Here is a 22,166-nt window from a genome sequence, read left to right on the forward strand (position 1 = left end):
GTGGAGCCAGCCTTCCGCGGCCGACGGATCAGCGGAACACGACCGTCTTCGTCCCGTTCAGCACGATCCGGTGCTCGACGTGCCACTTCACCGCCCGCGCGAGCGTCACGCACTCGACGTCGCGGCCGATCGCGGTCAGCTGGTCGGGCGTCATGCTGTGGTCGACGCGCTCGACTTCCTGCTCGATGATCGGGCCTTCGTCGAGATCGGTCGTCACGTAGTGCGCGGTCGCGCCGATCAGCTTCACGCCGCGGTCGAATGCCTGGTAGTAAGGCTTCGCGCCCTTGAAGCTCGGCAGGAACGAATGATGGATGTTGATCGCGCGGCCGGCGAGCTGCTCGCACATGTTCGGCGACAGGATCTGCATGTAGCGCGCGAGCACGACGAGATCGGCCTGGTGCTCGTCGATCACTTCCAGCACGCGTGCTTCCTGCGCGGCCTTCGCGGCATCGGACGAACCGCCGACGAGCGGGAAGTGATGGAACGGAATGTTGTAGCTCGCGGCGAGCTGGTAGAACTCCTTGTGGTTCGACACGATCGCCGGGATCTCGATCGGCAACTGGCCGGTGCGATAGCGGAACAGCAGGTCGTTCAGGCAGTGGCCGATCTTCGACACCATGATCACGACGCGCGGCTTCACGGCCGCATCGTGCAGCTCCCAGCGCATCGAGAACTGCTCGGCGAGCGGCGCGAATTCGTTGCGAAGCGTGTCGAGCGCCGACGCGGCATCCACGCCGCCGCCGTCCTGCTCGAAGTGCACGCGCATGAAGAACTCGCCGGTGCGGCTGTCGCCGAACTGCGCGGAATCGAGGATGTTGTTGCTGCGCTCGAACAGGAAGCCCGAGACCGCATGGACGATGCCGTGCCGGTCGGGGCACGACAGTTTCAAGATAAAGCTGTGATCGGTCGGCATGACCGCGACTCCCATTGTTTCCGTATTCGTCAAATTGCCCGTTCGCGCCGCCAGGCCGCGCGCGGCGCGCGTCATGCGCCCGGCACGAACAGCGCGTCGATGCCGGCTGCGTCGGCCGCCGCAAGCCAGCGGTGGCGCAGCAGCGTATCGAGCGTCGCGAGGCTCGCATCCATCGTCGCGCGGCCTTCGCGCAGCCAGCCGATCACCTCGGGCACGTCGGCCAGCAGGTGCTCGGCCACTTCGCCGTCCTGGTTGCGCGGCGCGAAGTCGTGCGGCAGCGGCAGGTCGTACACGAAGATCAGTTCCGACTGCGTGCCTTCCGGCAGCGAGTTCAGCACCTGCACCGTGCGGCCCGCGATCGCGCGCGCCGCCAGGTCGGGCGGAATCCCGGCTTCTTCCCAGCACTCCTTCGCGAGCGTCTCGTGAACGCCCAGCCCCCAGCCGATCCCCCCCGCGACGACGTTGTCGAGCATGCCGGGGTCGGTGGCCTTCGTCTCGCTGCGGCGGCCGAGCCACATCTTCGGCGCGGCCGCGGCGGGCTCGCCGGGCGTAACCGCATATTCTACGATGCCGTTCACGTGCACCGCATAGGTCTGCGTGCCGAAGAAGCGCGACGCCGCGCGCTCGATGTACGCGAGCGGCGGATCGTCGAAGCGGTTGCGGATCGCGTAGATCTCGTCGCGCCAGCCGGGAATCGCGCCTTCCGCCGCGAGCGCGCCGATCGCGCCGGCCAGCGCCATGCTGCGCGCATCGACCGAATCGTAGCGCGCCGACAGCACGACGCGCTCGCCGGTCAGCTCGAACACGTCGGGCCAGCGCGCGAGCTTCGCGACGTCCTGGCGGCGCACCCAGCCCACCGCCTGGCCGGCGATCTCGAAACGCAGGTGCGCGGCCGGATCGAAGCGGCGCGCGGCCGCGATGCACGGAAACGTCATCGCGCTCAATCCTTCAGCGCGACGCGGATGCCGATCGCGATGAACGTCGCGCCGGCGATCCGGTCGAGCCACACGCCGGCCTTCGGGCGGCGCTTCAGCCATGCGCCGATCATGCCCGCGCCGACGCCGAACAGCGAGAAGACCGCGGCCGTCTGCAGCATGAACAGCGCGCCGAGCTCGAACATCTGCAGCGTCACGCCCTGCGCGCCGTGCGGATCGACGAACTGCGGCAGGAACACGACGAAGAACAGCGTGACCTTCGGGTTCATCAGGTTGCCGATCACGCTCTGCCGGAAGATCGTGCCGAGCGGCTGCGGCGGGCGCGCATGCGCGTTCGCGAGGCCCTGGCTGCGCAGCGCCTTGATGCCGATCCACACGAGGTACGCGGCGCCCGCGAGCTTCAGGATCTGGAACGCGACCGGCGACGAACGCAGCACGGCCGCGACGCCGAGCGCCGCGAGCGTCGTGTGGAACAGGATCCCCGCCGTGAAGCCGAGCGCGGCGACGAAGCCGGCCGCGCGGCCCTGCGAGATGCCGCGTGCGAGCACCTGCAGGTTGTCGGGACCCGGCGCGAACGTGATCGCGATCGACGTGGCGAGAAACAGCATGAAGTTGGGCATCGTGAACCTCGCTGCGGAAGGTGAACCAGGCGCGAACCAGCGCAAACCGGGGTGGCAGGCCCCGACGGACCGGCGTTCAGTGGCCGGAGAATTCGGTAACGGTATAGACGGGCAACCCGGCGTTGCGCAGCAGCGCCGAGCCGCCGAGATCGGGCAGATCGATGATCGACGCACCTTCGACGACCACCGCGCCGAGCCGCTGCAGCAGGTTGCGCCCCGCCATCATCGTGCCGCCGGTCGCGATCAGGTCGTCCATGATGATCACGCGGTCGCCGGGGCGGCACGCATCTTCGTGGATCTCGACCGTCGCGCTGCCGTATTCGAGGTCGTACGATTCCGAACGCGTCTTGTACGGCAGCTTGCCGACCTTGCGGATCGGCACGAAACCGACGCTCAGCTCGTACGCGACGATCGGCGCGATGATGAAGCCGCGCGCGTCGAGGCCCGCGACGTAGTCGAGCTTCGCGTCGACATAGCGTTCGACGAACAGGTCGACGAGGATGCGCAGCGCCTTCGGGCTCTGCAGCAGCGTCGTGATGTCGCGGAACTGCACACCCGGCTGCGGCCAGTCCGGCACCGTGCGGATCTGGCTGTGGATGAAGGCGACCGGATCGAGCGGTGCGCCCGGCGACGAATGCGGCATGAAACTCTCCGAAAAAAACGGTGCGCGAAGATCGGGCACCGTTTCTGATCAATACGGGTCAGGTTGCGAATCGCGGCTCACGCAGCCGCGGCCGGCGGATCGCGCCGATGGCGCGACAACCGCTCCTCCGCGAGCGCGAGCGCCTCGGGCAGCCCGCGCAGCACCACGATGTCGCTCGCGCGCAGCTTGGTCTGCGGATCGGGTTCGACGCCGCGGATGCCGTGGCGGCGGATCGCCGTGACCTCGAGCCCGAGCGCGTACAGCCCGAGTTCTTCCAGCGACCGCCCGACCGCGTCCGCGCGCGCATCGACCGGCACCGATTGTAGCCGCACCTGCTCGTGATCGTCGTCGTCCGCGTCGTCGGCGCCGCGGAAATAGCCGCGCAGCAGGCTGTAGCGCTCGTCGCGCATCTCCTCGACGCGCCGCACGACCTTGCGCATCGGCACGCCGACCAGCACCAGCGTGTGCGACGCGAGCATCAGGCTGCCCTCGACGATCTCCGGAATCACCTCGGTCGCGCCGGCCGCCAGCAGCTTTTCGAGATCGGCATCGTCGACGGTGCGCACGATCGCCGGCAGCGTCGGCTCCAGCTCGTGCACGTGATGCAGCACGCGCAGCGCGGACGGCGTGTTCGCGTAGGTGATCGCGACGGCCGCCGCCCGGTGGATACCGGCCGCGAGCAGCGACTCGCGGCGCGCCGCGTCGCCGAACACGACCGATTCGCCGGCCGTCGCGGCCGCGCTCACGCGATCGGGGTCGAGGTCGAGCGCGACGTACGAAATGCCTTCCTGCTCGAGCATGCGCGCGAGGTTCTGGCCCGCGCGGCCGTAGCCGCAGATGATCACGTGGCCGCGCTGCTTGAGGCTTTGCGTCGCGATCCGCGTCATCTGCAGCGACTGCTGCATCCATTCGGTCGACGACAGCCGCATCACGATGCGGTCGGCGTTCTGGATCAGGAACGGCGCGGCGAGCATCGACAGCAGCATCGACGCGAGGATCGCCTGCAGCAGCGTCGAGTCGACGAGATGCCGGTCGAGGATCAGGTTCAGCAGCACGAAGCCGAATTCGCCGGCCTGCGCGAGGCCGATGCCCGTGCGCATCGCGACGCCCGGCGTCGCGCCGAACAGCCGCGCGAGCCCGGCGATCATCGTCGCCTTGAACAGGATCTGCCCGACGAAGAAGCCGAGCACGATCAACGGATGCTCCCAGATCACGCGTGGATCGAGCAGCATCCCCGTCGTCACGAAGAACAGCCCGAGCAGCACGTCGCGAAACGGCTTGATGTCTTCCTCCACCTGATGGCGGAACGGCGTCTCGGAAATGAGCATCCCGGCGATGAACGCGCCGAGCGCGAGCGACAGCCCGAAGCGGTCGGTGATGAACGCCGCGCCGAGCGTGACGAGCAGCAGGTTCAGCACGAACAGCTCCTGCGAGCGGCGCCGCGCGACCACGTTGAGCCAGCGCGTCATGAAGCGCTGGCCGATGACCAGCAGCAGCGCGAGCGCGATCACGATCTTGACCGCCGCGAAGCCGAGCGTGAGCGCGAGATCCTTCGACGATTCGGCGCCGAACGCGGCGATCACGATCAGCAGCGGCACGACCGCGAGATCCTGGAACAGCAGCACGCCGAAGATGTTGCGGCCGTGCTCCGTCTCGATCTCGAGCCGCTCGGCGAGCATCTTCGACACGATCGCCGTCGACGACATCGCGAGCGCGCCGCCGAGCGCGATGCTGCCCTGCCACGTGATGTGCACCCAGTGCTCGAACAGCGCGCCCAGCACGAGCGCGAGCAGGAGCGTCGCGACGACCTGCAGCAGGCCGAGCCCGAACACGAGCCGCTGCATCGCCCTCAGCTTCGCCAGCGAGAATTCGAGGCCGATCGAGAACATCAGGAACACCACGCCGAACTCCGCGAGATGCTCGGCCCGTTCGAGATCCGCCGCGACGCCGAACGCGTGCGGGCCGACCAGGATGCCGACGGTCAGGTAGCCGAGCATCGGCGGCAGGTTCAACGAGCGGAATACGACGACGCCCACCACCGAGGCCAGCAGCAGCAGCAGGGTCATTTCGAGCGGGGAAATCACGGGCGAAGCGTCCTCGTTCGTCGGGGCCACGGCAATGCGGGCGCGGGTGGTGGCGGTGGACACGCGACATCGGACGAGTCCGAAGGCGCGGCGCGGCGAACAAACGCCTTTGCTATACTCCGCGCATGATAGCGAAAATCAATGATGACCGGGCGCTCGCGCTCGCCCGCGACGTGCTCGACATCGAGGCGGACGCCGTGCGCGCGCTGCGCGACCAGCTCGACGGCGGCTTCGTCCAGGCCGTGGCGCTGCTGCTCGGCTGCCGCGGCCGCGTCGTGGTCTCGGGCATCGGCAAATCGGGGCATATCGCCCGCAAGATCGCGGCCACGCTGGCCAGCACCGGCACGCCGGCCTTCTTCGTCCACCCTGCCGAGGCCAGCCACGGCGACCTCGGGATGGTCACCTCCGACGACGTCTTCATCGGCATCTCCTATTCTGGCGAATCGGAAGAACTCGTCGCGATCCTGCCGCTCGTGAAGCGGATCGGCGCGAAGCTGATCGCGATCACGGGCCGTGCGGAGTCGAGCCTCGGCACGCTCGCCGACGTGAACCTGAACGCCGCGGTCTCGAAGGAAGCGTGCCCGCTGAACCTCGCGCCCACCGCGAGCACGACCGCCGCGCTCGCGCTCGGCGACGCGCTCGCCGTCGCCGTGCTCGACGCGCGCGGCTTCGGCTCGGAAGATTTCGCGCGCTCGCATCCGGGCGGCGCGCTCGGCCGGCGCCTGCTCACCTACGTGCGCGACGTGATGCGCTCGGGCGACGACGTCCCGGCCGTCGGGCTCGACGCGACGCTGTCGGACGCGCTGTTCCAGATCACCGCGAAGCGCCTCGGCATGACGGCCGTGGTCGACGCCGACGGCAAGGTCGCCGGCATCTTCACGGACGGCGACCTGCGCCGCGTGCTCGCGCGCGACGGCGATTTCCGCACGCTGCCGATCACCGAAGTCATGACGCGCGAGCCGCGCACGATCGCGCCGGATCACCTGGCGGTCGAGGCCGTTGAACTGATGGAGCGCCACCGGATCAACCAGATGCTGGTCGTCGATGCCGACGGCGCGCTGATCGGCGCGCTGAACATGCACGACCTGTTTTCGAAGAAGGTGATCTGATGAGCGCAGCGCTGACTGCGGCCGAACGCGCGAGCCGCGTGAAGCTGATGATTTTCGACGTCGACGGCGTGCTGACCGACGGCGGCCTGCTGTTTACCGCGGCCGGCGACACGATGAAGTCGTTCAATTCGCTCGACGGCCACGGCGTGAAGCTGCTCGGCGAGGCCGGCATCGCGACCGCGATCATCACGGGCCGCCGCTCGGACATCGTCGCGGCGCGCGCGAAGGAAATGAAGATCGCGCACCTGTTCCAGGGCGTCGAGAACAAGCTCGCCGTGTTCGCCGACCTGATCGCATCGCTCGGCCTGACGGCCGACGCATGCGGCTACATGGGCGACGACTGGCCCGACCTGCCGGTGATGCTGCGCTGCGGCTTCGCCGCGGCCCCGGCGAACGCGCACCCCGAGGTGATCGCCCGCGCGCACTGGGTCGCCGAGGCCCGTGGCGGCCACGGCGCCGTGCGCGAAGTCTGCGACGCGGTCCTGCGCGCGCAGCGCCGCTACGACGCGCTGCTCGCCGCCGCCTGCGGAGCCTGACCGATGAGCACGCATTTCCGCTGGACCCAGATGCTGCCCCTCGCCGCGGTCGCCGCACTCGCGGGCGTCACGTGGTGGCTGCTGCAGGCCACGCTGCCGCCGCCCGGCGAGGGCGCCGCGCAGCCGAAGCGCCACACGCCCGACTATTTCGCGGACAACTTCTCGGTCACCGAGCTCGACCAGTCCGGCACGACCCAGTACCGGCTGACGGCCGCGAAGCTGGTCCATTACGAAGATACCGAAAGCAGCGACCTGACCGATCCGGCCATGCGCGCGTTCCAGCCCGGCAAGCCGGTCGTGACGACCACCGCGAAGCGCGGCACCGTCAACGGCGACGTGTCGATCGTCGACTTGTACGACGACGCGCGCATCCTGCGCGCGGCCGGCGGCGGCGATCCGCAGATGCAGGCCGATTCCCAGCATTTCCGGATCTTCGTCAATGACGATGTGATCCAGACCGAAAAGCCGGTTAAACTTCAGCGCGGCCTGTCGCTCGTCAACGCGACCGACGGCATGAAGTACAACAACGTCACCCGGGTCATCGAGCTTTACGGCAACGTGCGCGGCACGATCGCCGCGGCGGACACGTCCGGCGGCTCGAAAGGTCAACCCAAGTGACGCATCCCTCACGTGACTGCATGAACGAACCGTTCCCTCGACAGATTTCCGGCGGCGCTGCGCGCGCCGTCCGCGCCGCGCTCGCCGCGACGCTCGTGGCGCTCCCGCTCGTCGGGCTGGCGCCGCTCGCCCATGCCGAGAAGGCCGACCAGAACAAGCCGATCAACGTCGAGGCCGACAACCTGACCTATGACGATCTGAAGCAGGTCACGGTCGCGACCGGCAACGTCGTGATCACGAAGGGCACGATCATCATCAAGGGCGATCGCGTCGAAGTGCGCCAGGATCCGGAAGGCTATCAGTACGCGACGTCGTTCGGCAGCGGCAAGAAGCACGCGACGTTCCGCCAGAAGCGCGAAGGCCTCGACGAGTACATCGACGGCGACGCCGAGCGCATCGACTACGACGGCAAGCAGGACCTGACCACGCTGACCACCGCCGCGACCGTGCGCCGCCTGCAGGGCACGTCGACGGTCGCCGACACCGTGCACGGCAGCGTGATCACGTACGACGGCCAGCGCGACTTCTACACCGCGAAGGGCGGCAAGGACGTCGCCGCGCCGGGCAACCCGAACGGCCGCGTGCGCGCGATGCTGTCGCCGAAGAACGGCGGCCCCGCGCCGCTGAACGGGGCGCCGGCCAAGCTGTCGCCGTCGACCACGATCCAGGGGGCGCCGGGCCAATGAACGCGCTCCCCAACCGCCAGCCGGCCGGCACCACGAGCTCGCTCGTCGTCCGCAACCTGAAGAAGCGCTACGGCTCGCGCACGGTCGTCAAGGACGTGTCGCTCGACGTGAAGAGCGGCGAGGTCGTCGGCCTGCTCGGCCCGAACGGCGCCGGCAAGACCACGTCGTTCTACATGATCGTCGGCCTCGTGCCGACGGACGCGGGCGAAATCTCGCTGAACGGCAGCTCGATCGGCCTGCTGCCGATCCACAAGCGCGCGTCGCTCGGCCTGTCGTACCTGCCGCAGGAAGCGTCCGTGTTCCGCAAGCTGACCGTCGAGGAAAACATCCGCGCGGTGCTCGAGCTGCAGCACGGCGAGGACGGCAAGCGGCTGTCGAAGGATGCGATCTCGGCGCGCACCGAAGCGCTGCTCGACGAGCTGCAGATCGGCCACCTGCGCGAGAACCCCGCGCTGTCGCTGTCGGGCGGCGAACGGCGCCGCGTCGAAATCGCGCGCGCGCTCGCGACCAACCCGAGCTTCATCCTGCTCGACGAACCGTTCGCCGGCGTCGACCCGATCGCCGTGCTCGAGATCCAGAAGATCGTCAAGTTCCTGAAACAGCGCAACATCGGCGTGCTGATCACGGACCACAACGTCCGCGAAACGCTCGGCATCTGCGACCACGCTTACATCATCAGCGACGGTTCGGTGCTGGCCGCCGGCGCGCCGAGCGAAATCATCGAAAACGAAAGCGTGCGCCGCGTGTACCTCGGCGAGCACTTCCGCATGTAACGTCCTCCTCGTGGCTGGCTGCACCCCGCCCGGCAGCGCCGCGCGGGGCTGCGCCCCGCTTTGCATCCACGCCCGCGGGCATGCCCGCGGCCGGGCGGCGCGCCACGCGTAATCGCGGATGGCTCAACGCGCCTGGGTCGTGGCAAACTGCCGGTATGACTCCCTCCTTGCCATGAAAGCCAGCCTTCAACTCCGCCTGTCGCAACATCTTGCGCTGACGCCCCAGCTGCAGCAGTCGATCCGGCTCCTGCAGTTGTCGACGCTCGAATTGCAGCAGGAAGTCGCGATGGCCGTCGCGCAGAACCCGCTGCTCGAGAACGACGACGAATGGATCGCGAGCCCGCTGCGCGTCGCCGCGGACGGATCGCTGATCGCGCAGACGCCCCCCGCATCGAACACCGAACCCGCCGCGGCCAACGGCACCAGTACGTCCAGCGATCGCGCGGAACGCGACGAGCCGGCAGGCGCCGACGAATACGACGGCTATGCGTCCGGCGACGGCAGCGACGGCCCGCAGTGGAATCTCGACGAATACGGCCGCTCGAGCGGCGCGTCCGACGACGACGATCTGCCGCCGCTGCAGGTGCAGGAAGCCGCGACGTCGCTGCGCGACCACCTGTCCGCGCAGTTGCGCGTCACGCAGGCCGGCCCGCGCGATCGCGCGCTCGTGATGTTCCTGATCGAATCGCTCGACGACGACGGCTACCTGACCGCCACGCTCGACGAAGTGCTCGCCGATCTGCCGCCCGAGCTGGAAATCGACTGCGACGAACTGAACGCGGCGCTCGCGCTACTGCACAGCTTCGACCCGGCCGGCGTCGGCGCGCGCTCGGCCTCCGAATGCCTGAAGCTGCAGTTGCTGCGTCTCGATCCGTCCCCCACGCGCACGCTCGCGCTCGAGATCGTGTCGCAGCATCTCGAACTGCTCGCCGCACGCGACTTCACACGGTTGCGCAAGCACCTGAAGGCGACCGACGACGCGCTGCGCGACGCGCACGCGCTGATCCGCTCGCTGGAGCCGTTCCCCGGCGCCGCATACGGGAAGGCCGAGGCCGACTACGTCGTGCCCGACATCATCGTGAAGAAGGCCGGCCAAGGCTGGCTCGCGGAGCTCAATCCGGAGGTCGTGCCGCGCCTGCGGATCAACAACCTGTACGCGAACATCCTGCGCAACAGCCGCGGCGACCCGTCGGCCGGATCGTTGAAACAGCAGCTCCAGGAAGCGCGCTGGCTGATCAAGAACATCCAGCAGCGTTTCGACACGATCCTGCGTGTCGCGCAGGCTATTGTCGAGCGTCAGAAGAATTTCTTCGCGCACGGTGAAATTGCCATGCGCCCCTTGGTTTTGCGGGAAATAGCTGATACGCTGGGCCTACACGAGTCGACTGTCAGCCGTGTGACAACCGGGAAGTACATGCTGACCCCGTTCGGGACGCTTGAATTTAAGTACTTCTTCGGATCTCACGTCTCGACCGACACCGGTGGCGCCGCCTCGTCGACCGCCATCCGAGCCCTCATCAAGCAACTGATAGGAGCTGAAGACCCAAAATCGCCACTTTCGGACAGCCGCATTGCCGAGCTGCTGGCAGAACAGGGGTTCGTGGTCGCGCGCCGCACGGTTGCGAAATATCGCGAAGCCCTCAAGATCCCGGCAGTGAATCTGCGCAAGTCTCTTTAAGCCTGCTGCCTGCCCGGTGGCAGGCGTGTCCCGACCACCGCGCACACGGGGAACAGGCCGGGCGACCTGTCCGCGATACGCCGCCTTCGTGCGGCACGGGCAAGTCGACCGGAGCGCCGCCTCGATGCGGCCGGGTGGTCACTCGCTTGGAGAAGCACTATGAACCTGAAGATCAGTGGACATCATCTCGAAGTCACGCCTGCAATTCGCGAATACGTGATCACCAAGCTGGACCGGGTGCTACGGCATAGCGATCAGGTGATCGATGGCACTGTGATCCTCTCGGTCGACAACCACAAGGAAAAGGACAAGCAGCAGCGCGCGGAAATCAACCTGCACCTGAAGGGCAAGGACATCTTCGTCGAAAGCGCGAACGGCAACCTGTACGCCGCGATCGATCTGCTGATCGACAAGCTGGATCGCCAGGTCGTCAAGCACATGGAGCGCCTGCAAACGCACGCGCACGACCCGATCAAGCTTCAACCGTCGATCGACCAGATCGAACTGCCGCCGCAGTGATCGTCACCGCAACACGCACGCCGCCCGGTTCGCCGGGCGTTTTTTTTGCCACTCCGAGCGCAGGTGCAACCGGTCCGACCGTGCTGCGCCACGCGCGCGGCTGTGCTCTATAATGTCCCGGTTATCGCCGGGGGGTGTTGGATGCGGTAGCGGCGTTGCAGGTTGCCATGCCACATGCCTTGATATCGCCGAACATGGAAAATCAGTCCGCCACCGCAAGGAGACCCCAGGCCGCCCAATCGCCTGCCAACATGAATCGCCTAGCCAAAATCCTGCCCATAGAGAACGTCGTCATCGACCTCTCGGTCACCAGCAAGAAACGCGTCTTCGAACAAGCCGGGCTGATGTTCGAGAATCAGAACGGCATCGGCCGCAGCACCGTCACGGACAACCTGTTCGCGCGCGAGCGCCTCGGTTCGACCGGGCTCGGCGAAGGTGTCGCGATTCCGCACGGCCGCATCAAGGGCCTCAAGCATCCGCTCGCCGCGTTCGTCCGCCTCGCCGATGCGATTCCGTTCGAAGCGCCCGACGGCCAGCCGGTCAGCCTCCTGATCTTCCTGCTCGTCCCCGAGCAAGCCACGCAGCAGCACCTCGAGATCCTGTCGGAGATCGCGCAACTGCTGTCCGATCGCGACGCGCGCGAGCGTCTGCACAACGAAACGGATATCGCCGAGTTGCATCGCCTGCTCACTCAGTGGCAACCTTGAGTTGTTCCGGGCGGAATATTTCCCCGTACGAGGCGGCGCATGTCGCCGTCCAGGGCCGCCCGGCGCCGGCCCGGCATGGCGACGTCCGTCGCCGCGCGCCCGCACCGGCCCATTGGAGTGACGAGAGTCATGGATACGTCCAGCATCAACGCCCAGAGCATCTTCGACGACAACGCAGCCACGCTGAAACTGAGCTGGCTGACGGGGCATGAAGGCTGGGAACGCGGCTTTTCGGCCGACACGGTCGGCAACGCGACATCGAGCGCCGACCTCGTCGGCCACCTGAACCTGATCCACCCGAACCGGATCCAGGTGCTCGGCGAAGCCGAAATCGACTACTACCAGCGCCAGACCGACGAAGACCGCTCGCGCCACATGGCCGAGCTGATCGCGCTCGAGCCGCCGTTCCTCGTCGTCGCCGGCGGCGCGGCGGCACCGCCCGAACTGGTGCTGCGCTGCACGCGCTCGTCCACGCCGCTGTTCACGACGCCGATGTCGGCCGCCGCGGTGATCGACAGCCTGCGGCTCTACATGTCGCGCATTCTCGCGCCGCGCGCGACGCTGCACGGCGTGTTCCTCGACATCCTCGGGATGGGCGTGCTGCTGACCGGCGATTCGGGCCTCGGCAAGAGCGAGCTCGGCCTCGAGCTGATCAGCCGCGGCCACGGCCTCGTCGCCGACGACGCGGTCGATTTCGTCCGTCTTGGCCCCGATTTCGTCGAAGGGCGCTGCCCGCCGCTGCTGCAGAACCTGCTCGAAGTGCGCGGCCTCGGCCTGCTCGACATCAAGACGATCTTCGGTGAAACCGCGGTGCGGCGGAAAATGAAGCTGAAGCTGATCGTCCAGCTCGTGCGGCGCCCCGACGGCGAATTCCAGCGCCTGCCGCTCGAAAGCCAGACCGTCGACGTGCTCGGCTTGCCGATCAGCAAGGTCACGATCCAGGTCGCGGCCGGCCGCAACCTCGCGGTGCTCGTCGAGGCGGCCGTCCGGAACACGATCCTGCAGTTGCGCGGAATCGACACGTTGCGCGATTTCATGGATCGGCAACGACTCGCGATGCAAGATCCCGACAGTCAGTTCCCCGGCAAACTGGTGTAACCCGCACGCGCCGGCCGCGCAACGCCGACGCGTCGAGCCGGTGCTATGATGAAACGTCAGGATTCTCTGCTCCCATGCGCATCGTCCTCATCACCGGCATCTCCGGCTCAGGCAAGTCCGTCGCGCTGAACGCGCTCGAGGACGCAGGCTATTACTGCGTCGACAACCTGCCGCCGCACGTGCTCCCCGAACTCGCCCGCTACCTTGCGCAGGACGGCCAGCGCCGGCTCGCGGTCGCGATCGACGCGCGCTCGAGCGCGTCGCTCGATGAAATGCCCGGCCTGATCCGCGAGCTGTCCCGCGAGCACGACGTGCGCGTGCTGTTCCTCAACGCGAGCACCCAGGCGCTGATCCAGCGCTTCTCCGAAACGCGTCGCCGCCATCCGCTGTCCGGCTCGCGGTCGCACGATGCCGACGTCGGCCTGCTGTCGTCGCTCGAGGAAGCGATCGAGCGCGAGCGCGAGCTCGTCGCGCCGCTCGCCGAATTCGGCCATCAGATCGATACCAGCACGCTGCGCGCGAACGCGCTGCGCACCTGGGTCAAGCGCTTCATCGAGCAGAAGAACAACGACCTGATGGTGATGTTCGAATCGTTCGGCTTCAAGCGCGGCGTGCCGCTCGACGCCGACCTGATGTTCGACGTGCGCGCGCTGCCGAATCCGTACTACGACCACGAGTTGCGCCCGCTCACCGGGCTCGACCAGCCGGTCATCGCCTTTCTCGACGCACTGCCGATCGTCCACCAGATGATCGACGACATCCATGCGTTCCTGATGAAATGGCTGCCGCACTTCCGCGATGACAACCGCAGCTACCTGACCGTGGCCATCGGCTGCACGGGCGGCCAGCATCGCTCGGTGTTCATCGCGGAAACGCTCGCCGCGCGCCTGGCGCGCGAGGCGAACGTGATCGTGCGGCATCGTGACGCGCCAGTGGATGTCGACGCGTCGTCGCGGCTCGTCTCCGAGGTCGACCGACCCTAGCGACACCCGCCCCCACGCCCGCGCGCCATGTCCTCCCTATCGACCACCCTGATCGACCTGCCGCTGTTTCCGCTGCACACGGTGCTGTTTCCGGGAGGGCTGCTCCCGCTCAAGGTGTTCGAGGCGCGCTATCTCGACATGTCGCGCGCCTGCCTGCGCGACGACGCACCGTTCGGCGTGTGCCTGCTCAAGAGCGGGCCCGAAGTCGCGCAGGACGGCGCGGTGTCGGTGCCCGAGACCATCGGCTGCATGGCGCGCATCACCGAGTGCGATACCGGCGAATTCGGGATGCTGTATCTGCAGGCGGTCGGCACGCAGCGTTTCGAGCTGCTGTCGTATCGCGTCGAAGGCAACGGGCTGCTGGTCGGCATCGCGGAGCCGCTGCCCGACGACATCCCGCTCGAAGGCGAACAGGCGCTCGCGCAGTTCGGCTCGTGCGCCGAGGTGCTCGAGCGCATCATCGACGCGCTGAAGAAGTCCGATCCGGAGAAAATGCCGTTCGGCGAACCGTTCCGCCTCGACGATCCGAGCTGGGTATCGAACCGTCTCGCGGAACTGCTGCCGCTCGACCTGCGCGCGCGGCAGAAGCTGATGGAGTTTCCGGACGTCGGCGCGCGCATCGACGCCGTGCACCACGTGCTCGACCGGCACGGCTGGCTGTAACGCCCGCGCCCGCTCCGTCGCGCATCACGCGTCGCGCGTCGCGCCCGCCCGAAAACCTCTCCTGCGCGCGGCCACCCGGCGCCTTCCCCCACGCGGCACGCGCCGCGCCCTTCCCGCTCGTTACAGCAGCGGCCCGCTCAGCGCGTCGAGCAGCTTGCGCACGGGCGCCGGCACGCCGTACGCGTCGAGCCGGCTCAGCGGCACCCACGCGGTGTCCGCGTCCCGCGCCTGCGACGGCAGGCCGCCGCCGTCCGCCAGATCGCTCAGCCGCGGCTCGATCTCGAGCCGGAAATGCGTGAACGTGTGCGTGAGCGGCGCGAGCGGCACCGTGCCGCCGCCGCCGAAGCCGCGCGCGAGATCGGCCAGCGCGGCATCGCCGTCCGCTTGCGGCAGGCTCCACAGCCCGCCCCAGATACCGGTTGGCGGCCGTCGCTCCAGCAGCACGGCGTCGCCGTCGCGCAGCACGAGCATCCAGGTCTTGCGCGTCGGCACGGCCTTCTTCGGCCGCGCGGCCGGCAGTTCGCGCTGGCGGCCGGTCGATTGCGCGACGCAGTCGCCCGCGAACGGGCAGCGCGCGCAGTCGGGCTTGCCGCGCACGCACAGCGTCGCGCCCAGATCCATCAGCCCCTGCGTATACGCGCTCACGTCGGCCGCGTTCGCGGCATCGGGCAGCAGCGATTCGGCGAGCGCCCACATGTCGTTCTCGACACGCTTCTCGCCCGGAAAGCCCTCGACGCCGAATACCCGCGCGAGCACGCGCTTCACGTTGCCGTCGAGGATCGTCGCGCGCGCGCCGTATGCAAACGACGCGATCGCGGCGGCCGTCGAGCGGCCGATGCCGGGCAGTTCGGCCAGTGCGTCGGGCGTCGCCGGAAACGCGCCGCCGTGCTCGGCGACGACGACCTGCGCGCAGCGGTGCAGGTTGCGCGCGCGCGAGTAGTAGCCGAGCCCCGCCCACAACGCCATCACGTCATCGCTCGGCGCGGCCGCGAGCGCGGCGACGTCGGGGTAGCGGTCGAGAAAGCGCGTGTAATACGGAATGACGGTCGACACCTGGGTCTGCTGCAGCATGATTTCCGACAGCCAGATCCGGTACGGATCGCGGGTGTTCTGCCACGGCAGGTCATGGCGGCCATGCTCGCGCTGCCACGCGACGAGACGCGTGGCGAACGTGCGGTGCAGCGGCGTGACGGGGAACGGAGCGGGGGCGATGCGGGGCGGCTTCAAGTTGTCTGATCGTGGAAAAGGGTTTCAACGCTGGCACGTCGGGCAGAAATAGGTCGACCGCTGGCCCTGCACGATCTGGCGAACCGACGCGCCGCAGACGCGGCACGGCTGGCCCGCACGATCATAGACGAAGCAGTCGAGCTGGAAGTAGCCGCTTTCGCCGTTGCTGCCGACGAAGTCGCGCAACGTGCTGCCGCCGCGCTCGATCGCGTCGGCGAGCGTCGCGCGCACCGCGTCGGCCAGCCGCTCGTAGCGCGCCAGCGAAACCTTGCCGGCGGCCGTCGTCGGCCGGATGCCGGCGCGAAACAGGCTCTCCGACGCATAGATGTTCCCGACGCCGACGACCATGTCGCCCGCGAGCAGCGCCTGCTTGACCGATACCGTGCGGCCGCGCGTGCGCGTGTGCAGCAGCGCGCCGGTGAACGCCGGCGAGAACGGCTCGACGCCGAGGCTCGCGAGGAGCGGATGCGCATGCACGTCGCCTGCTTCGCGCGGGTGCCACAACACGGCGCCGAAACGGCGCGGATCGCGAAACCGCAGCACGAACTCGTCGAAGATCCAGTCGATGTGGTCGTGCTTCGCGGCGACCGGCACGCCGGCCGCGGGCAGCACACGCAGCGTGCCGGTCATCCCGAGATGGACGATGAACCAGCCGGCATCGACTTCGAACAGCAGGTACTTGCCGCGGCGCTCGACGGCGAGCACCTCGCGCGCGCGCAACTGCTCGGCGAGCCCCGCCGGCACGGGCCAGCGCAGCATCGCGGTACGGACGTCGACACGCTCGACGCGGCGGCCCGCGACAAAGGGCTCGATGCCCCGGCGCGTGACTTCGACTTCTGGCAACTCTGGCATGTTTTGCGGGTCTGAGGCTACGGTCTGCTTGCATGGGGAACGCGCATGCGCCGCCGCGCGAGCGGCCGCTCTCGCGACTCCCCCGAATGAAACACGGGAATGCCCGAAATCGCCCGCCCGGCAGCACGCGAGGCGCGCGATTTCGGGCATTCGCATGGGGATTCCACAGGCAAGCGGACCCTATCACGATCGTGCGTGTATTGTAGCGAGCGCGTTACAATCGGTTGAAACATCGAACGGATTTCCATGACTCTGCCCTCGAAGCTGCTTCAGAAGCGCCCCGCCGCCGTGCGCGGCGCGCGCGCCTTCCCGGTCCGTCGTGCACTCGGCGCCGCGCTGTTTGCCGCCTGGACCCTCACCGCCTTCCCGGCCCACGCGCAGGATCCGGCATCGGACGACGCGCAGCCGCAGGGTGCGTTCGAGCATGTGATGCCGGACGAGCAGAAGAATCTCCCCGGCGTGCCGCTGACGAGCCAGATCGTCTACCAGGTGCTCGCCGCCGAGGTCGCGCTCCAGCGCAACCAGCCGGCGCCGGCCTACCAGACCTACCTCGCGCTTGCCCGCGACACGCGCGATCCGCGCATGGCGCAGCGCGCGACCGAAATCGCGCTCGGCGCGCAGAGCCCGGCCGACGCGCTGTCCGCCGCGAATCTGTGGCGTCAGTACGCGCCGGATTCGAACCGCGCGTCGCAGGTCGACGCCGCGCTGCTGGTGCTCGCCGGCAAGCCGGCCGACGCGCAGCCGATGCTCGCGCGCGAGCTGGCCCGCGCGACCGGCGAGACGCGCGGCCCGGCGATCCTCGCGCTGCAGGCGCTGCTCGTGCGCGGCCCCGACCGCGTCGGCGGCCTCGCGGTGCTGAAGGACATGCTGAAGAACGACCTGAGCCGCCCCGAGGCGCAGCTCGCGATCGCACGCCAGCAGCTCGCGGTCGACGACAAGGACGGCGCCGCGCAGTCGCTGAAGCAGGCGCTGCAGATCCGTCCCGACTACCTGCCGGCTGCGCTGATGCTGTCGCAGATGGGGCCGGCGGAACGCGCGGCGGGCATCGCGTCGTTCGAGAAGTATGTTCAGCAGAATCCAAAGTCGCGCGACGCACGGCTCGCGCTGTCGCAGCTCTATCTCGCCGACGACCGCCTCGACGACGCGCAGAAGCAGTTCGAGACGATGCGCAAGCTCGACGCGAAGGATCCGACGCCGCTGATGGCGCTCGCGCTGATCAAGATCCAGCAGAAGAAACTCGACGAGGCGACCGGCTACCTGAAGCAGTACGTGCAGCTCGGCGACAAGCAGCCGAACCTCGACGTCGGCCAGGGCTACATCTACCTCGCGCAGATCGCGATCGACCAGAACAACGACGCGCAGGCGTCGCAATGGCTCGACAAGGTCGACCAGACGAGCCAGCATTACCTGCCCGCGCAGATCACGCGCGCGCAACTGCTGCAGAAACAGGGCAAGACCGACGAGGCGCGCAAGGTGCTCGACAATCTGCCGATCACGGATCCGCGCGACGCGGCCGTGGTGGCGCGCACCGATGCGTCGATCCTGTTCACCGCGAAGCGCTATCCGGAAGCGGAAGCGCGGCTCGGACAGGCCGTCCAGGACTTCCCGGACGATCCCGACCTGCGCTACGACTACGCGATGGCGGCCGAAAAGACGGGCCACTACGCGATGATGGAAAAGCAGTTGCGCGAGCTGATCCGTACGCAGCCCGACAACCCGCAGGCCTACAACGCGCTCGGCTATTCGCTCGCCGACCGCAACCAGCGCCTGCCCGAGGCCAGCAAGCTGATCGACAAGGCGATGTCGCTCGCGCCGAACGACGCATACATCATGGACAGCCTCGGCTGGGTGAAGTACCGGATGGGCGACACGGCCGGCGCGACGAAGGTGCTGCAGCGCGCATACGAACTGCAGCCGAACGCCGAAATCGGCGCGCATCTCGGCGAAGTGCTGTGGAAGAGCGGCGCGCAGGACGACGCGCGCAACGCGTGGCGCGCCGCGCGGAAGCTCGAACCCGACAACGAAACGCTCGTGCAGACGCTGAAACGCCTGCAGATCAACGACCTTTGATGCGGATGTTCCCGATGTTTTCCCTGCCCTCGCGCGCGCAGCGCACGCTGGCCGCGGCCGGCGCGGCGCTCGCGCTCGCCGGCTGCGCGAGCACGCCGCCGTCGGCCAACGCGCCGACGGGCGCCGCGCTGCAGACGGCGGCGACCCATGCGTACCACGGCCGCTTCGCGGTGCGGTACGACGATCGTCTCGGCAACCCGCAGAACGTGTACGGCAACTTCGACTGGCAGGAGCACGGCGACGACGTGTCGCTCGAACTGCGCAGCCCGCTCGGCCAGACGCTCGCGGTCGTGAAATCGACGCCGCGCGCGGCGTCGCTCGAATTGCCGAACCGCCCGACCCAATATGCGCCGGACGTCGGCGACCTGATGCAGAAAGCGCTCGGCTTCGAGCTGCCGCTCGCGGGCCTGCGCTACTGGCTGCTGCCGACCGCCGCCCCGGCGACGCCCGCGGAAACGGTGCGCGACCCGGCCGACGGCGCGCGCATCAAGCAGCTCCGCCAGGACGGCTGGACGATCGACTACCTTGCCTACGCGGATGCCCCGGCCACGGGCGTCAAACGCGTCAACCTCGTGCGCGCGACGCCGCCGCTCGACATCAAGCTCGTGCTCGATCAGTGAGCACGCGCGCTTAAGCCTCGATACCCGCATGACCGATTCGACCCGCTCGCTGCGCAACTGCCTGGCGCCCGCGAAACTCAACCTGTTCCTGCACATCACCGGCCGCCGTCCGAACGGCTATCACGATCTGCAGAGCGTATTCCAGCTGCTGAACTGGGGCGACACGCTGCACTTCACGCGCCGCGACGACGGCCGCGTCGCACGCGTCACCGACGTGCCCGGCGTGCCCGAGGAAAGCGATCTCGTCGTGCGCGCGGCCAATCTGCTGAAAGCGCATACGGGCGCGGCGCACGGCGTCGACATCGAGATCGACAAGATCCTGCCGATGGGCGCCGGCCTCGGCGGCGGCAGCTCCGACGCGGCGACGACGCTGCTCGCGCTGAACCGCCTGTGGCAACTGGATCTGCCGCGCGCGGAACTCCAGTCGCTCGCGGTCAAACTCGGCGCCGACGTCCCGTTTTTTATTTTCGGAAAAAATGCGTTCGCGGAGGGTATCGGAGAAGAATTAGCTGAGGTAGAATTGCCGACTCGCTGGTTCCTGGTTGTGACGCCACGCGTTCATGTCCCGACCGCTGAAATATTTTCAGATGAGTTGTTGACAAGAGATACGAAGCCCGTCACAATTGCTGACTTTCTTGCACAGCAAACCAGCGATGCGGGATGGCCAGATAGCTTCGGCCGGAACGATATGCAGGAAGTTGTAACAAGGAAGTACGCGGAAGTTGCGCAGGTGGTCAAATGGTTGTATGATGTGACCCCCGCGAGGATGACCGGCTCCGGAGCAAGCGTGTTTGCAGCGTTTCACAGCAAGCACGAGGCAGAAGCGGCGAAAGCCAAACTGCCCGCCAGTTGGAATGGCGCAGTTGCCGAGAGCCTGAACGAGCATCCGCTCTTCGCTTTCGCGTCATGAAGTTTTACTTTGCCGAACGGCCTACACATGTTCGGTGAAGTTATCAGTTAAGTGTAGGGGAGTCGCCAAGTTGGTCAAGGCACCGGATTTTGATTCCGGCATGCGAGGGTTCGAGTCCTTCCTCCCCTGCCAAAAATTTTCCCGCATTTCCCGCCCAAGCCTGAAGCAGGTGCACGATGAGCAGCCACAGCCATGATGGCCTGATGGTCTTTACTGGCAACGCGAATCCCGCGCTCGCCCAGGAAGTCGTCAGTATCCTTGGTATTCCCCTCGGCAAAGCAATGGTCAGCCGTTTCTCCGACGGCGAGATCCAGGTCGAGATCCAGGAAAACGTGCGCGGCAAGGATGTCTTCGTCCTGCAATCCACGTGCGCACCGGCGAACGACAACCTGATGGAACTGATGATCATGGTCGATGCGCTCAAGCGCGCATCCGCCGGCCGGATCACCGCTGCCATCCCCTACTTCGGCTATGCCCGTCAGGATCGCCGCCCGCGTTCGGCGCGCGTCGCGATCTCGGCGAAGGTCGTCGCGAACATGCTGGAAATCGCCGGCGTCGAGCGGATCATCACGATGGATCTGCACGCCGACCAGATTCAAGGCTTCTTCGACATCCCGGTCGACAACATCTACGCGACGCCGATCCTGCTGGGCGACCTGCGCAAGCAGAACTACTCGGATCTGCTCGTCGTGTCGCCGGACGTCGGCGGCGTGGTGCGTGCCCGGGCGCTCGCGAAGCAGCTCAACTGCGATCTCGCGATCATCGACAAGCGTCGCCCGAAGGCGAACGTCGCCGAAGTGATGAACATCATCGGTGAAGTCGAAGGCCGCACCTGCGTGATCATGGACGACATGGTCGATACGGCCGGCACGCTCTGCAAGGCCGCGCAAGTGCTGAAGGACCGCGGTGCGAAGCAGGTGTTCGCCTACGCGACGCACCCGGTGCTGTCGGGCGGCGCCGCGGACCGCATCGCCGCATCGGCACTCGACGAGCTGGTCGTCACCGATACGATCCCGCTGTCGGCCGAATCGCTGGCGTGCTCGAAGATCCGCTCGCTGACGAGCGCGAGCCTGCTGGCCGAGACGTTCTCGCGGATTCGCCGCGGCGATTCGGTGATGTCGCTGTTCGCGGAATCCTGATCGCGAATCGACGCAACAAAGCATGCGCGGAAAGCGAAGCGGCAACGCTTCGCTTTTTGCACAATCGGACGGGATAGACGAAACCCCGGCCGTTTCATCGGGGGCCGCCATTTGATGGCCCCGTTTTACTGCCTGGTCGCGGGCAGCCATTGGAGAATCACATGAAAGTCGTCGCTTTCGAGCGCCAACAGCAAGGTACGGGTGCGAGCCGCCGCCTGCGCAACGCCGGTAAGACCACGGGTATCGTTTACGGTGGCGAAGCCGCCCCGCAAAAGATCGAACTCGATCACAACGCCCTGTGGCACGCCCTGAAGAAGGAAGCTTTCCACTCGTCGATCCTCGATCTCGAAGTGGCCGGCCAGTCGCAACAGGTTCTGCTGCGCGACGTGCAATACCACCCGTTCAAGCAACTGGTGCTGCACGTGGACTTCCAGCGCGTCGACGCGAAGAAGAAGCTGCACACGAAGGTGCCGCTGCACTTCCTGAACGCTGAAGTCAGCCCGGCCGTCAAGCTGTCGAGCGCGGTCGTTTCGCACGTCGCGACGGAAATCGAAGTCGAGTGCCTGCCGGCTGCCCTGCCGGAGTTCCTCGAAGTCGACCTGTCGAAGATCGAAGCCGGTCAGTCGCTGCACGCGAAGGACATCGCACTGCCGAAGGGCGTGACGCTGGTCGCGCACGTCGACGCGGAAAACCCGGTTGTCGCGTCGGCGACGATCCCGGCTGGTGCCGTGTCGGACGCAGCAGAAGGCGAAACGCCGGCTGCCTGAGCGGCTGCCTGCGCCC

23 protein-coding genes and 1 tRNA gene are annotated in these 22,166 nt (G+C 67.5%); 17 read left to right on the forward strand and 7 right to left on the reverse strand.

What is annotated here, in order from left to right:
- Positions 1-28: 28 nt before the first annotated feature.
- From purU to CFB52_RS14570, 5 genes are all read right to left on the reverse strand, one after another.
- Positions 29-913 carry a formyltetrahydrofolate deformylase gene (purU, locus tag CFB52_RS14550; protein ID WP_059575690.1) on the reverse strand — a complete coding sequence of 295 codons (885 nt, stop codon included), beginning with the start codon at positions 911-913 and terminating at the stop codon, positions 29-31.
- 71 nt (positions 914-984) lie between these two features.
- Positions 985-1,848 carry an NUDIX hydrolase family protein gene (locus CFB52_RS14555; RefSeq protein WP_059575692.1) on the reverse strand — a complete coding sequence of 288 codons (864 nt, stop codon included), beginning with the start codon at positions 1,846-1,848 and terminating at the stop codon, positions 985-987.
- Between the two features lie 5 nt (positions 1,849-1,853).
- Positions 1,854-2,468, reverse strand: a complete 615-nt coding sequence (locus CFB52_RS14560) for a LysE family translocator (protein WP_059575668.1) — start codon at positions 2,466-2,468, stop codon at positions 1,854-1,856.
- Positions 2,469-2,544: 76 nt separating this feature from the next.
- Entirely contained in the window at positions 2,545-3,111 is a 567-nt protein-coding gene (locus CFB52_RS14565) for an adenine phosphoribosyltransferase (protein ID WP_059575666.1), read from the reverse strand.
- A 77-nt stretch (positions 3,112-3,188) separates the two neighbouring features.
- A complete protein-coding gene (locus CFB52_RS14570; RefSeq protein ID WP_059575688.1) occupies positions 3,189-5,195 on the reverse strand; it encodes a monovalent cation:proton antiporter family protein in 2,007 nt (668 codons plus the stop codon).
- A 125-nt stretch (positions 5,196-5,320) separates the two neighbouring features.
- Between CFB52_RS14570 and kdsD the strand changes: the two genes are divergently transcribed.
- The 11 genes from kdsD to CFB52_RS14625 all read left to right on the forward strand — a co-directional run bounded on the left by kdsD (position 5,321) and on the right by CFB52_RS14625 (position 14,565).
- The gene (gene kdsD / locus CFB52_RS14575; protein ID WP_059575664.1) at positions 5,321-6,304 is read left to right on the forward strand and encodes an arabinose 5-phosphate isomerase KdsD; all 984 of its coding nucleotides are present in this window, start codon (positions 5,321-5,323) and stop codon (positions 6,302-6,304) included.
- Positions 6,304-6,840 (forward strand): HAD family hydrolase, encoded by a 537-nt coding sequence (locus CFB52_RS14580; protein ID WP_059575662.1) that lies wholly within the window; start codon positions 6,304-6,306, stop codon positions 6,838-6,840. The genes kdsD and CFB52_RS14580 overlap by 1 nt, the downstream gene beginning before the upstream one ends.
- Positions 6,841-6,843: 3 nt before the next feature.
- Positions 6,844-7,458: an LPS export ABC transporter periplasmic protein LptC gene (gene lptC / locus CFB52_RS14585; protein ID WP_059506659.1), complete on the forward strand. Its 615-nt coding sequence runs from the start codon at positions 6,844-6,846 to the stop codon at positions 7,456-7,458.
- Between the two features lie 20 nt (positions 7,459-7,478).
- Positions 7,479-8,144: a lipopolysaccharide transport periplasmic protein LptA gene (lptA, locus tag CFB52_RS14590; protein ID WP_006483139.1), complete on the forward strand. Its 666-nt coding sequence runs from the start codon at positions 7,479-7,481 to the stop codon at positions 8,142-8,144.
- Positions 8,141-8,917, forward strand: a complete 777-nt coding sequence (gene lptB, locus CFB52_RS14595; RefSeq protein ID WP_059575659.1) for an LPS export ABC transporter ATP-binding protein — start codon at positions 8,141-8,143, stop codon at positions 8,915-8,917. Before lptA ends, lptB begins: the two co-directional genes overlap by 4 nt.
- Before the next feature lie 172 nt (positions 8,918-9,089).
- On the forward strand, positions 9,090-10,595 hold the full coding sequence (locus tag CFB52_RS14600) for an RNA polymerase factor sigma-54 (RefSeq protein WP_059642617.1): 1,506 nt from the start codon (positions 9,090-9,092) through the stop codon (positions 10,593-10,595).
- 159 nt (positions 10,596-10,754) lie between these two features.
- Positions 10,755-11,114, forward strand: a complete 360-nt coding sequence (gene hpf / locus CFB52_RS14605; protein ID WP_006477786.1) for a ribosome hibernation-promoting factor, HPF/YfiA family — start codon at positions 10,755-10,757, stop codon at positions 11,112-11,114.
- 194 nt (positions 11,115-11,308) lie between these two features.
- Positions 11,309-11,821, forward strand: coding sequence for a PTS sugar transporter subunit IIA (locus CFB52_RS14610; protein WP_373680949.1), 513 nt, complete (start codon positions 11,309-11,311; stop codon positions 11,819-11,821).
- Positions 11,822-11,950: 129 nt separating this feature from the next.
- Entirely contained in the window at positions 11,951-12,919 is a 969-nt protein-coding gene (hprK, locus tag CFB52_RS14615; RefSeq protein ID WP_006483133.1) for an HPr(Ser) kinase/phosphatase, read from the forward strand.
- A 74-nt stretch (positions 12,920-12,993) separates the two neighbouring features.
- On the forward strand, positions 12,994-13,902 hold the full coding sequence (gene rapZ, locus CFB52_RS14620; protein ID WP_059575656.1) for an RNase adapter RapZ: 909 nt from the start codon (positions 12,994-12,996) through the stop codon (positions 13,900-13,902).
- Positions 13,903-13,929: 27 nt separating this feature from the next.
- The gene (locus CFB52_RS14625) at positions 13,930-14,565 is read left to right on the forward strand and encodes an LON peptidase substrate-binding domain-containing protein (protein WP_011546241.1); all 636 of its coding nucleotides are present in this window, start codon (positions 13,930-13,932) and stop codon (positions 14,563-14,565) included.
- A gap of 120 nt (positions 14,566-14,685) precedes the next feature.
- On the opposite strand, the gene mutY is transcribed toward CFB52_RS14625, so the two are convergent.
- Together mutY and mutM are read right to left on the reverse strand one after the other, a co-directional pair.
- Complete coding sequence (gene mutY / locus CFB52_RS14630) at positions 14,686-15,792, reverse strand: A/G-specific adenine glycosylase (protein ID WP_059575653.1); 1,107 nt, start codon at positions 15,790-15,792, stop codon at positions 14,686-14,688.
- A gap of 24 nt (positions 15,793-15,816) precedes the next feature.
- On the reverse strand, positions 15,817-16,644 hold the full coding sequence (mutM, locus tag CFB52_RS14635; protein ID WP_099316826.1) for a bifunctional DNA-formamidopyrimidine glycosylase/DNA-(apurinic or apyrimidinic site) lyase: 828 nt from the start codon (positions 16,642-16,644) through the stop codon (positions 15,817-15,819).
- Positions 16,645-16,890: 246 nt separating this feature from the next.
- Here mutM and CFB52_RS14645 point away from each other — a divergent pair, with 246 nt between their 5' ends.
- The 6 genes from CFB52_RS14645 to CFB52_RS14670 all read left to right on the forward strand — a co-directional run bounded on the left by CFB52_RS14645 (position 16,891) and on the right by CFB52_RS14670 (position 22,150).
- Positions 16,891-18,714, forward strand: coding sequence for a tetratricopeptide repeat protein (locus CFB52_RS14645; RefSeq protein ID WP_099316828.1), 1,824 nt, complete (start codon positions 16,891-16,893; stop codon positions 18,712-18,714).
- Positions 18,714-19,334, forward strand: coding sequence for a lipoprotein insertase outer membrane protein LolB (lolB, locus tag CFB52_RS14650; protein WP_089465157.1), 621 nt, complete (start codon positions 18,714-18,716; stop codon positions 19,332-19,334). The genes CFB52_RS14645 and lolB overlap by 1 nt, the downstream gene beginning before the upstream one ends.
- Before the next feature lie 28 nt (positions 19,335-19,362).
- Positions 19,363-20,244, forward strand: coding sequence for a 4-(cytidine 5'-diphospho)-2-C-methyl-D-erythritol kinase (ispE, locus tag CFB52_RS14655; protein ID WP_059575646.1), 882 nt, complete (start codon positions 19,363-19,365; stop codon positions 20,242-20,244).
- 55 nt (positions 20,245-20,299) lie between these two features.
- A tRNA-Gln gene (locus CFB52_RS14660) sits at positions 20,300-20,376 on the forward strand.
- 44 nt (positions 20,377-20,420) lie between these two features.
- Positions 20,421-21,383, forward strand: a complete 963-nt coding sequence (locus CFB52_RS14665; protein ID WP_059575643.1) for a ribose-phosphate pyrophosphokinase — start codon at positions 20,421-20,423, stop codon at positions 21,381-21,383.
- A 161-nt stretch (positions 21,384-21,544) separates the two neighbouring features.
- A complete protein-coding gene (locus CFB52_RS14670; RefSeq protein ID WP_059575641.1) occupies positions 21,545-22,150 on the forward strand; it encodes a 50S ribosomal protein L25/general stress protein Ctc in 606 nt (201 codons plus the stop codon).
- Positions 22,151-22,166 lie beyond the last annotated feature (16 nt).

The sequence above is a fragment of the Burkholderia sp. AU18528 genome (assembly GCF_002223215.2).
Classification (GTDB): Bacteria; Pseudomonadota; Gammaproteobacteria; order Burkholderiales; family Burkholderiaceae; genus Burkholderia; species Burkholderia semiarida.